Source organism: Marinilabilia salmonicolor, from assembly GCF_003003035.1.
Lineage (GTDB): Bacteria > Bacteroidota > Bacteroidia > Bacteroidales > Marinilabiliaceae > Marinilabilia > Marinilabilia salmonicolor_A.
Genome location: NZ_PVTS01000013.1, coordinates 1 through 12,417 on the forward strand (window position 1 = coordinate 1; position 12,417 = coordinate 12,417).

The window sequence follows — 12,417 nt, forward strand, 5'->3', positions numbered from 1 at the left end:
ATCCACATCACACCTGCCGAAAATTTCAAAGAACTTTTGCCGCAATTTATTGATAAAAAATTACTCCAGGAATAAGGTTTTGCTGGGGTGGATACGTTGAAGACTCTTCTGAAATCGATATTGATCTGATTTCCCAACGTAATTTATTGGAGGAAGATGATTTTCTGCTAAAAATCAAAAGACTCTCCTCTACTGGAAAACCAATGAACGCTTTAACAGTGAAAGAGTTGGTCTCTCAAGAAGAAATAAAACCTTCTGAAAATAAAAATTCTTCTGAATGTGTGACATCGGAGTATGTATCATCGAAAAATGTTCATACGTCTTCCCTCAGAGTATCTTCCGAAAAAATAGATGAATTAATTAACCTGGTGAGTGAACTGGTGATTTCTCAGGAGCGACTTGGGTTGATCTCTTCTCAAAACAATATTCCTGAACTGAACCTGGTAGCCAATACGATTCAGAACCTTACTGCCCAACTTAGGGACAGCACTTTTAGCATAAGTCTGCTTCCAATAGAAGCCCTTACGATGCGTTTTCGGAGAATGATCAGAGATCTCAGCAGTGAATTGGGAAAGGAGGTTGTCTTTATTGCGAATGGTGAGGATACGGAATTGGATAAGTCGATGATTGAAACATTGACAGATCCTCTGTTACATATTCTCCGGAATTGTATTGATCATGGAATTGAAACTCCGGAAGAGCGCGAACTGTCGGGAAAGCCAAGAGTTGGGACAATAACTTTGAAGGCTTTTTATTCCGGAGCTAATGTAACAATAGAGGTTGCCGACGATGGTCGTGGATTGAATGCTACAACCATTCGCCAAAAAGCGGTGGCCAAGGGATTAATTGATGGAAACGCCAGTCTGACAGATCGGGAAATTTTCGACCTGGTTTTTCTGCCCGGATTTTCTACCTGTGAACAGGTGAGTGAAATTTCCGGCAGAGGTGTAGGGATGGATGTGGTGAAGAAAAATATTGCCTCCATAAGGGGTAGTGTAACAATCGATTCTATACCCGGGAAAGGAACCACTATTTCTATTCATTTGCCAATGGTGCTGTCAATTATTGATGGTTTGCTGGTTTCTGTTGGAGATAACAAATTCGTATTCCCACTGGCTGTTGTTGAACGGATCTTCTCGCTTAAAAAGCAAGACGTGGAAGCCGTTTTCAATAATGTTATAGCTCTCGAAGGAACGCAATATCCCTTCTTTAATCTTCGCGATTGTTTTTCTGTTGAGTGTGAATTGCCCGGCAGAATGCAGGCTGTTTTGGTCAATAACAGTGATGGCCAGGCCCTATTCTCTATCGATAAAGTGGAAGGGAAAATTCAGGCTGTTCTCAAACCTCTCGGTAAGTTTTATCAGGATAATAAATTCTTGTCAGCTGCTACCATATTGGCGGATGGATCCATTGCTCTGGTGCTGGATCCCAATGCCATAATAAAAGAATGCTGATCAAGAGAAAAATAGGTGTTTTCAGAAATTAAAATAAGCTGTTTATGGACAAGAAAGACAATAAGAACATTTCTTATCTCTCTTTCCGGCTTGGGGATGAAGTTTTTGCCCTGCATGTCGGGAAAGTGTATAAGATTTTGGAGATGACTCCGGTTACGGAAGTACCTCGCTCCCCGGACTATATGAAGGGAGTTATCAACCTGCGGGGGAAAGTGCTTCCGGTTATCGATACCCGAATTAAGTTTGGCATGTCTCCGACAGAAACAACCAAATCTACCTGCCTGCTCGTCATTGATGCAGAAATTGGAGAGGAGACTGTAATGGTGAGTATGTTGGTGGATGCCGTGCAGGCGGTAATGAAAATTGAAGATGATAAAATTCTTCCGCCACCATCTATAGGGAACAGATATCAGTCAGATTTTATTTTGGGAATGACAAAGGTTGATGAAAAGTTTGTGATGGTATTGAATATTGATGCTGTGCTTACCTCCGACGATCTTATCGATCTTAAAGCAATAAATGCAGCCCGCCAAACAGCGGAGAAAGAAGAAGCAGCAACTAATTAAAAATAGTCTGAATATCAAAAATAACAAATTATGAATTTAAGAAATTTGAAAATAGGTCAGAAAATTGTTGCCGGTTTTTCTTTGGTGGCATTTATTGCTCTGGTGATAGGAATCACAGGTATTGTTGGGATGAATAGCATGGGCAACTCATTTAGAAAAGTAGCCAATGTAAAAATGTCGGCCGTCTATTATGTGGGAGAAATGGATGTTGCAGTGGAGCGGATCTACCAGAATTATGTACGGTTATTGGATCCTAAACTTAGTCGGAATCAACGGGAAGAAATTGTTGCCAAAATTGCTTTAAATCGGCAGAGTTTGGGGGAAGCAATGGCCAATTATAATAAATTAGATAAGACCGAGGAAGAGAGTCGGATTTACAGAGAATTGGAAAGTATAATTGCTCCATGGCGGACAATTAATCAGCAGATAGAACGCAAAAATGCCCGGTTTATTGAAATTGATCTGATGCATCCTTCCCAGTTGGTAGCGAAGATTGAGATGTTTATGAAAGATCATTATGAGCTTGAGCTAAAAGTGATCAATGGCATTCAGGATAGAGCAACTTTTGAGGGCGGAGAGGATTCAAAGAAGTGTAGTTTTGGTGAATGGTTCAAGGAATTTAGCTCTCAGAATGCGGCTTTTAATAACAATCTTCGCGAGATAAGACAAAATCATGATTTGTTCCATGAGTCAGTTCATACGATTAAGAGTTACATAAGTCAGGGGCATATTGATGCTGCACATAATCATTATGACCAGGTTTTAAACCCGGCTGCTAAAAAAGTGTTTGCAGTCTTTGATCTATTGCTTGAAGAAGCTGAACAAGCCCAGACACTTCTGGAAGATATGAGTGACGGAATTACAGTGGAATCGGCTGAGTATCATAAAGTATTTGGAGAAAAGTTTAGTCAGCTCAAAGAGTTAAACCAACAGGATGCTGTAGCTGAAAGAGAAAGTGGTGCTGCTACCTTTAGGAACAGTATAATTATGATCGTGTTTGTAATTCTTTTGGGAGTTGCTATTGCCATTGTTTTGGGAATAGTAATTACACGCAATATTACCAGAGGGCTAAATAACGGTGTCACTTTTGCCGAGAGAATTTCTAAGGGTGACCTTACGATGAATTTGGATGACGAGATTCTGCAACAAAAAGATGAGGTTGGGAAACTAGCCCGTGCTCTTCAACATATGGTAGAGCAGCTGAAAAATATTATTAGGGATGTGATGACGAGTACCGACAACATCAATGCTGCCAGTGAAGAGCTTAGTTCCGGTTCTCAGCAGGTATCTCAGGGGGCTAGTGAACAGGCATCGTCTGCGGAGGAGATTTCTTCCTCTATGGAAGAAATGGTTTCGAATGTTCAACAAAACACCGATAATGCACTGCAAACGGAGAAGATTGCAATCCAGGCGGCAGATGGAATTCGTAGAGTAAGCGAGAATGCGATTGCTTCTACAAAGGCAATAAAAGATATTGCGTCCAAAGTATCTATAATTGGGGATATCGCTTACAAGACAAATATTCTGGCGCTGAATGCTGCTGTGGAAGCGGCTCGTGCCGGTGAGCACGGTCATGGCTTTGCAGTTGTCGCTGATGAAGTTAGAAAGTTAGCAGAACAAAGCCAGGTTGCGGCAGATGAAATTGATGAGTTGTCGATCAATAGTGTAAATATGGCAGATCAAGCTGGCAAACAATTGATGGAAATTGCTCCTGAAATTGAAAAAACAGCCAATCTTGTTCAGGAAATCGCTGCTGCAAGTATGGAACAGAATTCCGGGGCAGAGCAGGTGAATAGTGCAGTGCAGCAGCTTAACCAGGTGGTTCAGCAGAATGCTGCTGCATCAGAAGAGATGGCTTCCAGTTCAGAAGAACTCTCCAGTCAGGCTGAGCAGATGAAAGAGGTTATTTCTTATTTTAAGGTAGGAGAGGGATCCCGCCGCGTTGAGAAAAGGAAAAGTGTCAAAAAGAAAATTTTAAATGAATTAGAATCTGAAGAGAAATCAAGATTCTCCGGCAATCCGGGCATAAAGTTGGATATGAATGGTGCTGGTGCGCATTTAGACGATTTTGAAAAGTTTTAAAGTATTCTGATTTTGGAAAGAGGTGGCTTGCTTGCAGGTCACCTCTTTTTTTCGCTATTAAATTAAGAAAAGTGTTACTTTTATGGATAATCATGCATGTGTAATCTATTGAATTTAATAATATTCCATGAAAAGTAATACCCACCCAACAAATATTCGCTTGCGGCCCTTTCGGGAAGAGGATGCCCCAGTGCTGGCCCGGCTTTTAAACAATAAAAAGATCTGGAATAACATCCGGGATTTTGTTCCTCATCCATATTCAGAGCAGGATGCACGTGATTTTATTGCCATTTGCCGAAAAGAGGATCCTCTTTATACCTTTGTGGTGGAGTATGAAGGACAGCTGGCAGGAGTTGTGGGGGTGGTGCCGCAAAAGGATGTGTATCGTATTTCGGCTGAGATTGGTTACTGGCTCGGAGAGCCTTTCTGGGGAAAGGGGATTATGACTGAAGCGGTTAAGCGGATGGTCGATTATGGCTTCAATGACCTGAATCTAATTCGAATATTCACGGGCGTTTTTGACTTTAATAAAGGGTCTCATCGCGTCCTTGAGAAAGCAGGGTTTCAGTTGGAATGTATATTTCGAAAAGCTCTGATAAAAAACGGGGTGGTTTGTGATGAATACCGATATGCTATTATTAACGAGGAATAGTGGTGATGAAATGAGCATCATATCGGTTTATTGGTCGCGTCGCGACCAATAAACCGCGGGGCTGGGGGGGACTGCAACCTCAGGGCGTTGCCCTGGGCTATTGCTTTCAGGCTTTCAGCTTGTTTCCGTACTGCCTGCTATATTGTTTTATGTATAAGGTAGATTAAATTAACCTGAAATGTGAAATATGCTTTTTTTAAGGAGGATTATTTTTATTGCATTTGTTATTTTCCTGTCTCATGAATTGATGGGACAGACTGCTGTTGGTGAATTCTATTCAAGTCACTTACAGACCCAAAGCAGAGGGATGATGATTCTGGGTTCATGGGCAGTAGGCAATATTGCTGTAGGCGCTTACGGTTGGAGTCGTTACAGTGGTGAAAAGAAATATTTTCATCAGATGAATCTGTTTTGGAATACCGTCAACCTTGGCATTGCCGGATTTGCTCTATATAACAATATGCAAACGGATCCGTTGATGTTTGGGGTAGAAGAAGCTTTGGGTGAAGCCCGGAAAATAGAAAAAATACTGTTGATCAACAGCGGGTTGGATGTGGCCTATATTGGCACCGGCTTTTTGCTCAGGCATCTTTCATCCAATTCCGACAAACGTAAAGATTTACTGAAAGGCTATGGAAACTCTTTAATTCTTCAGGGCAGCTTTTTGCTGGTGTTTGACCTGATCCTTTATGGAGTATTGCATTCATCTCGAATGGATTTTATGGAAGGAATCTCCTTTTCCATGGGAGAAAGTTATTGGGATGTTTCCTGGTGTTATCGATTTTGAATGAGGAGATTCCGGCACGTATTTTGGTTGTTTTTTGAATGAGAAACTAAAATAACAGGAAAGATATGAGGAGTTTAGTTACATTTTTTCTTGCAGGTGCTTTTATTTTCGGAGCTTTACCTTCTGTTGAAGCTCAACAGAAAATGACCACAGCTCAAAAGCGGCAACAGCAGTTTGAAGAAACAAAAAAGCTGGTAGAGAGCCGGAATTTTATTTTTGTGGCTGACCGTGCTTTTCCTTCAGGTGGAGCGTCTATTGATCTTACTACCAATTACGGATATCTTAAAGTAAAAGAAGACTCAACTGTTGTGGGTGATCTTCCTTTTTTCGGGCGGGCTTTTAGTGTTGATTACGGAGGAAATGGGGGTATTAAGTTTTCTGGTAAAATGGACGAACAAGAGTATAGCGTCAATGAGGAGAAACAAAATATCTCATATTCATTTAAGGTCAAGGATGATGATTATTTCCAGTTGAGGTTGGATGTTTACTACAATGGAGATGCCTCCCTGAATGTAATTAGTCACAATCGAAGTGCAATCAGGTATCAGGGGGATATATCCAGGATTGAGGAAAACTGATGTGCGTTTTTGTTTGGAATCTCTATCTGATGGATTTAAGGCACTGTTAATTAGGATGATCGTTTCCATTCTGAAAAGTCAGAATAAAATCAGTGAGATCGGTATCTGGTGAAAGATCCAGTTTTTTGCGTACCCTGTAGCGGTGGTTTTCTACCCCTCGCACCGAAATTCCAAGCAAGGGTGCAATCTCTTTGGAAGTGAGGTTGATGCGTAGAAAGGCGCATAGTCTCAGATCGCTGGGGGTAAGATCGGGGTATTCGCTTTTTAGTGATTGCAGGAAAGTCTCATGTGCCAGATTGAAATTGTACTCAAAGGTTTTCCAGTCATCATCGCCTGTAATGTTACTGTCAATTTTCTTAATCAATTCGTTGTAGTATTTGTCCGGATACCTTGTGCCCAGTTGCTCTTTGTGGCGTTTAAGCTTTTCTTTCAGAGAAATCAGGAATTCATTCTTTTTGATGATGCCCATGGTAGAGGTGGCCAATTCTCTGCTTTTGAATGAGAGTTCCGATTGCAGTTTCTCGTTTCTCAGTTGTATAAGTTCTTTTTCTTTTTCTTCATTTTTGTGTTTCTCGTTCATCTTCACCCTTTTGACCGTTATATATTTCCCAAGGAAAATCAACCCACTAAAGATGAGTGCATAAGCCATGATTGCCAGAGTGCTTCGGTACCACGGAGGGTTGACCGTAAACGAGAGCTCATGTGTTTGGGAGGTATTTCCCCAACTGTTGGTTGCCCTTACCCTGATGGTGTAGTCGCCGGCGGGGATACGGTTGATTACAAATTCAGGATATTTCACAGGTTCTGTCCATTCGTTATTCAGTCCTTCGATCTTGTATTGATAACTGATTTTTTCTGATGAATAAAGTGGAAAGGAGTAGCGTAGAGCGATGTTGTTTTTATTGTAAGGGATTCTCAGTCGGGAATTGAATGGCGATACAGCTTCAGCGTCTCCTTCCTGCCCTCTGATCTCAATTTTTCGAATGTGTAATTGTTTGTTTTCAATTTCGCTGCCACTTTCCGGAGATGTAGCGTCCAACAAAGCAAATCCGTTTTCAAGACATAGCAGACCTGTTTTCTGATTCAGCGGAATGAGATTTTCCTCTTTGGGAATCATTTCGCTGCGAAACAAACTCATAGGGAATTCTTTTATTTTTTCCACATCTGTTCCTAAAATCCTGAACAGAGCGATACCCGCTGAGTTCATAAACCAATAGTGGTGGTCCGGTCCGGAGGCAATAAAGAAAGCAGAAGAATATTCTCCCAGGTGATTATTCAGGAAGGTGTAGGGAACAATGGCATCTTTGAGGTCATCGTAGGTGTAGATGGAATCTTCATTGGTGAAAACCACCCTGTTCTCAACGGAGAAGGTTCGGATGCTTGCACCTTGTCTCCATATTTTGGACTCCTTACCAAAATGAGTTATCTGAACGGCAGAGTCAAGTGCCTCATTGAGCCTGATTTTATATATGCCCTGATATAAATGTGAGGCCCACAGATTGTTGCGGTGATCAAATTCAACAAACCGGATGAGGTCGCTGAAACCTTTTACCAAATGATCTGCCTGCCACCGGTTGTCTTTTCGTGAAAAAACTACCAGATCATTGTAGGTGCTCTGTAACAGATGGTTCGGATGGTCAGGGATTTTGGTGATAGAATACCCGCCGGCATGATTTGAAATCATCTGCGCTTCCTGGTCTTTAATCAGAAAGGTGCCAGAGTTGTGTCCCACCAGCAACTGGTTGTCGATTTTTTCGCAATCCCAGACCTGTCGCTGTGTACCGGGAACCAATTTAAAAGGTTCAGTGCGCTTTTCCCATTTGCGGTGAAATACTCCCTGATTTGTGCCTGCATACAAAACCCCGTCCAGAAGGGCTGCAGAGTAAACTGCTCCCAGCTCAGGATGTCGATAAATGGTATAGGATTCATTGGAAGAAAAGGAGAGGAAATCCACGCCTTTGTCGGATGCAACCCAGATGTTTCCCTGTTCGTCACATTTCATAGAATGGACGGTGTTGCTTTGAAGGCCGGATTGTATGTTGATGTTCTGAACAAGGGTTCCTTCTTTGTCTATTACTTTGATTCCATCCAGAATGGTTCCCACGATGGTGTGCCCGTCTTTGGTGCGAAGGGCATTGTTGATGTTGTTGCGAATGAAACTTTGATGAAGTTCGCCGGCCCAGATATTATGACCGGCTGTCTCTGAATCATAAATATAAAATCCGCTACTTTCGGTTCCCAGCAGAAAATTGTTGTTGGAAAGTTTTTCAATATATGTGATTGATTTACCTGTGAAGAATTCACCTTTTAAAACAGGACTGTAACCCTTTTCAGTTACTTTGTAAATCCCGTCGGAAACCAATGCGATCAACAATTCATTGTCAACCACCGCTGCACTGGTAATAAATCCGTTAACACGAACAACAGAGAATTTTCCGTCGGCATAAATGTAAATGCCCGAAAATGACTGAAAATACACTTTATTGCCGATAACGAAAACATGCCAGAATTCTTCATTCTTAGGAAAGTGATCCTCCACCATTGAAGTGAGGGAATTGTATTGCAGCTCGCCCAGGTCATTGCGTTCCCAAAATCCTAACTCCCGATAGCCTCCGGTGTAAATTTTGTTATCCTCATCCACTGCAATGCATCGGACAGCAAAACCATTGGGTGAGTTGTAGAGATGCCACGATACTCCGTCGAATTCTATCAGCCCGATGCTGTTACCAATATAGGTGTATCCATTATCGTCCATAGCGATGGACCAATTCTTGTTGGAGCCGCTGAACTGTTGTTTGTTAAAGTTTATTACATGTGGATTCCGAAAGTTGCCGGCATTGGCAACCCCTATGAGCGAGATGAGAAAGATGAGCAATTTCAGGGATTTCCTCATTTTTTCTTTATTAGATGTAATCGGTTTTTGTTTCTCGGGTGGAATTGTCCGGCGAATTTAATCCATATAATGCAAAAATGTGTTTCGGGCCAAGGGGTTTTACTCTACAAATTACCGTTTTTGGCCTTAAAACACTAAAATATACCTCATTTTTTTGATTAAAATTGATTTAATCTGTTGGGTTTTTTTACGTTGAGTTTTTTTTAACTTGCTAAAAAACAGGTATATGTTGTTTGTTTTTTTGTGACGATGAGGTGATTGTGAAAAAGAAAATCACATTTTTTAACAATGGGAGTTGTTGGTGTACCTGATTATTTCCATCAGGGATGATGTTGGCCGTAATTTTACATCAGCAAAAACAAAAAAAATCAAAGTCATGAGAAAAACTCTGTTGTTTATCTGTTTTTTATTTGTGTCTGTATTTGTCTTCGGTCAGGATGAAATATCCGTCAGTGGCAAAGTGACAGACTCGGATGGTCTTGGTATCCCCGGGGCTTCAATAGTAATTGAGGGAACCACTACAGGTACCATTACCGATATGGATGGGAATTACAATCTCTCTGTACCCCCTGATGCAACACTAACTTTTAGTTTTGTTGGGCTGCAAGCACAAACGGTACCGGTAGATGGGCGTACTATTATAAATGTGCAAATGACCGAATCCACGGTTGATCTGGAGGAGGTTGTAGTGGTTGGTTATGGAGAGATGAAAGTTAAAGATCTCACTTCATCGATTACCACTATAAAATCCGATGACCTGGCAAAAACTCCGACCGGACAAGCGATGCAGGCCATGCAGGGAAAAGTGGCCGGTATGCAGGTGGTGAGCAGCGGTGCTCCCGGTGATGCGCCAACCATCAGGGTGCGTGGTATCGGGTCCTATCCCGGTCAGGGGAATGAGTCTCCATTGTATGTAGTGGATGGGATGTTTTTTGATAACATCGATTTCCTGAACTCTTCAGATATTACCTCTATTTCTGTGTTGAAAGATGCCTCTGCTGCTGCCATATATGGTGTTCGTGCTGCCAACGGTGTTGTCCTGATAGAGACCAAATCGGGAAGTTACAACAAAGAAGCCGAAATTACTTATGATGGTTATTATGGGGTTCAGGTGGCTCAGGATATATTAAAGATGGCCAACGCAGAGCAGTTTACCACCATGGCAATGGAGTCCGGATCCGCTGCTGATGCGCAATACATCCAGAATGCAATGCAGCGTTATGGAAGGAGCCGTATTAATCCGAATGTTCCTGATGTGAATACCGACTGGTACGATGAGATCTTGAGGCCTGGAGCCATTCAGAATCATAGTGTGGGCGTTTCAGGCGGTGGAGAAAATACTACCTATTCACTGGGAGCCAACTATTTTGCCCAGGAGGGTATTCTGGATATGAAAAACGATTACGAACGTTTTAATTTGCGTTCAAAAATTGACTATAGAGCTACCGATCGTTTGACTGTCGGTGCCAATGTCATTTTCAGTAATTCGACTAAATACATGCAGGATGGAGCCGCTTGGTTTGAAGCTTATTACGCGGTGCCTGTAATGCCTGTATATGATGAACAAAATGAGGCTGCCTGGCCTGATAAGTTTGCCAGTGCTCAGACCCTTGGTTATCGGGGTGGTAAAAACCCTTTTACAGCCATGACCTATTCGAATAATCGTGACAAACTAAGGAAAACAATGGCCAGCTTTTATGCTGAACTGGACATTATCCCTGATATGCTGAGTTTTAAAACTACTTACAATCATGATTTTACATCTTCCGAGAAACGTGAGGTCAGATTGCCTTATTATTTGACAGAGAACGCACAACGAGAAAATTCTTCTGTCGCAAAAACAGCCGCCAATTGGTCCAATCAGAGTTGGGATAATGTGCTGACTTTCCAACAGGATTTTGGTCCGCATGATCTGACAGTGATGGTTGGTACCTCCTATCGTGACGAATCTTATCAGGGACTCTGGGCTACCGGACTGGATTTTCCGGTTGATCAGGAACAGGCCTGGTATCTCAATCAGTCAGAAACAAAACCTGAAAATTCTGTGAACGACAATGGCCTTCGTCAATACGGGATGTCTTATTTTGGAAGGATTTCGTATAACTACAATAACAGGTACCTGCTTTATGGAACAATGCGGGCTGACGGAAGTTCCAAATATCAGGAAACCTGGGGATATTTCCCTACCATTGGCGCAGGCTGGGTTGTTTCTGAAGAATCATTTATGGATGATGTTTCATTTATCAATTATTTGAAAATCCGTGGTAGCTGGGGAGAGCTTGGAAATGATAAAATTCAGGCCAGTGACGGAGCCCGTACCACTTCCGTAATTAATACGGCTATAAATGACAACCTTGTGGCCGGAACCATTGCCAGCAGTACATACAGTGAGTTGGAATGGGAACTTACAGAAGAGATAAATGTTGGTGTTACTTCAAGGTTTTTGAACAGTAACCTCTCTGTAGAGGCCGATTATTACATCAGAGATACCAAGAATGCAGCCATATATGTAAATATTCCCTCTGTGGGGCAGACTGTTTTACGTAATGTGGGTGTCATTCGAAACTCCGGATTTGAGTTGGCTCTTAATTATCGCAATTCTATCTCAGACGATTTGAGCTATTCTGTAGGTGCTAACATCTCTACCTTGGAAAATGAAGTTCGCGACCTTTACGGGCAGCCCTATATAGATGGTGGTTCGGCAGAGTTCCGTCAGCGTTCCATTGTCGGAGAGCCATTGCTGGCATTTTTTGGTCATGAGGTAACGGGAGTTTTTCAAAATGAGGAGCAGATTGCCAATAGCGGTCTTACAGAGCAATTTATAGATGAGAGTGGCATTGAACCCGGTGATTTCATTTACAAAGATCAGAATGGCGACAATGTAATTGACGACAAAGACCGGGTAGTGCTGGGATCCTATTTCCCTTCATTTATGTATGGAGCCAACCTGGGCGTCAACTACCGGAATTTTGACTTTTCATTAAGTCTTACCGGACAAACAGGAAACAAAATTCTGAATCGTAAACGGGGAGAGATTATCTGGACCAACGATGGAAATATGGATGCAGATCTTGCCATTAACAGATGGCATGGTGAAGGAACTTCCAATAAATATCCCTCATCTGCAGGATTGAGAAAAGGATACAACCAAAAAATGAGCGACTATTTTGTGGAGGATGGATCTTTCTTCCGCATTCAGAATGTGCAGTTGGGATATACTTTTGATACAGAAAACTGGTTGGGAGGACAACTTCCCGGGGCACGGATTTATGTGACTGCCGAGCGACCTTTGACTGTATTTGACTACAACGGCTTCAACCCCGAAGTTTCCGATGGTATCGACCGTCAGACTTATCCCATTCCTGCAGTTTATACTGTTGGTCTGAATTTGAAATTTTAATCTCA

The 12,417-nt window shown here is 42.0% G+C and carries 8 protein-coding genes; 7 read left to right on the forward strand and 1 reads right to left on the reverse strand.

Annotated elements, in window-relative coordinates; all coding sequences use genetic code 11:
* Positions 1 to 203: 203 nt before the first annotated feature.
* From BY457_RS13135 to BY457_RS13160, 6 genes are all read left to right on the forward strand, one after another.
* A complete protein-coding gene (locus BY457_RS13135; RefSeq protein WP_106153788.1) occupies positions 204 to 1,454 on the forward strand; it encodes a chemotaxis protein CheA in 1,251 nt (416 codons plus the stop codon).
* A 44-nt stretch (positions 1,455 to 1,498) separates the two neighbouring features.
* Complete coding sequence (locus BY457_RS13140) at positions 1,499 to 2,020, forward strand: chemotaxis protein CheW (RefSeq protein ID WP_106153789.1); 522 nt, start codon at positions 1,499 to 1,501, stop codon at positions 2,018 to 2,020.
* A 30-nt stretch (positions 2,021 to 2,050) separates the two neighbouring features.
* Positions 2,051 to 4,102 (forward strand): methyl-accepting chemotaxis protein, encoded by a 2,052-nt coding sequence (locus tag BY457_RS13145; protein WP_106153790.1) that lies wholly within the window; start codon positions 2,051 to 2,053, stop codon positions 4,100 to 4,102.
* Between the two features lie 127 nt (positions 4,103 to 4,229).
* On the forward strand, positions 4,230 to 4,754 hold the full coding sequence (locus BY457_RS13150) for a GNAT family N-acetyltransferase (protein WP_106153791.1): 525 nt from the start codon (positions 4,230 to 4,232) through the stop codon (positions 4,752 to 4,754).
* 187 nt (positions 4,755 to 4,941) lie between these two features.
* On the forward strand, positions 4,942 to 5,541 hold the full coding sequence (locus BY457_RS13155) for a DUF6992 family protein (RefSeq protein ID WP_106153792.1): 600 nt from the start codon (positions 4,942 to 4,944) through the stop codon (positions 5,539 to 5,541).
* Between the two features lie 65 nt (positions 5,542 to 5,606).
* The gene (locus BY457_RS13160; protein WP_106153793.1) at positions 5,607 to 6,119 is read left to right on the forward strand and encodes a DUF4251 domain-containing protein; all 513 of its coding nucleotides are present in this window, start codon (positions 5,607 to 5,609) and stop codon (positions 6,117 to 6,119) included.
* Between the two features lie 46 nt (positions 6,120 to 6,165).
* Here the strand turns inward: BY457_RS13160 and BY457_RS13165 are convergent, their stop codons facing one another.
* Entirely contained in the window at positions 6,166 to 9,012 is a 2,847-nt protein-coding gene (locus BY457_RS13165; RefSeq protein WP_106153794.1) for a triple tyrosine motif-containing protein, read from the reverse strand.
* Positions 9,013 to 9,388: 376 nt separating this feature from the next.
* On the opposite strand from BY457_RS13165, the gene BY457_RS13170 reads away from it, so the two are divergent.
* Positions 9,389 to 12,412: a SusC/RagA family TonB-linked outer membrane protein gene (locus BY457_RS13170; RefSeq protein ID WP_106153884.1), complete on the forward strand. Its 3,024-nt coding sequence runs from the start codon at positions 9,389 to 9,391 to the stop codon at positions 12,410 to 12,412.
* The last annotated feature ends 5 nt before the right edge of the window (positions 12,413 to 12,417 follow it).

Excerpts from the sequence above, each read along its gene's own strand:
- BY457_RS13145 (WP_106153790.1), top strand. The coding sequence starts at position 2,051 with ATGAATTTAAGAAATTTGAAAATAGGTCAGAAAATTGTTGCCGGTTTT.
- BY457_RS13170 (WP_106153884.1), top strand. The coding sequence starts at position 9,389 with ATGAGAAAAACTCTGTTGTTTATCTGTTTTTTATTTGTGTCTGTATTT.
- BY457_RS13160 (WP_106153793.1), top strand. The coding sequence starts at position 5,607 with ATGAGGAGTTTAGTTACATTTTTTCTTGCAGGTGCTTTTATTTTCGGA.
- BY457_RS13140 (WP_106153789.1), top strand. The coding sequence starts at position 1,499 with ATGGACAAGAAAGACAATAAGAACATTTCTTATCTCTCTTTCCGGCTT.
- BY457_RS13165 (WP_106153794.1), bottom strand. The coding sequence starts at position 9,012 with ATGAGGAAATCCCTGAAATTGCTCATCTTTCTCATCTCGCTCATAGGG.
- BY457_RS13135 (WP_106153788.1), top strand. The coding sequence starts at position 204 with ATGAACGCTTTAACAGTGAAAGAGTTGGTCTCTCAAGAAGAAATAAAA.
- BY457_RS13150 (WP_106153791.1), top strand. The coding sequence starts at position 4,230 with ATGAAAAGTAATACCCACCCAACAAATATTCGCTTGCGGCCCTTTCGG.
- BY457_RS13155 (WP_106153792.1), top strand. The coding sequence starts at position 4,942 with ATGCTTTTTTTAAGGAGGATTATTTTTATTGCATTTGTTATTTTCCTG.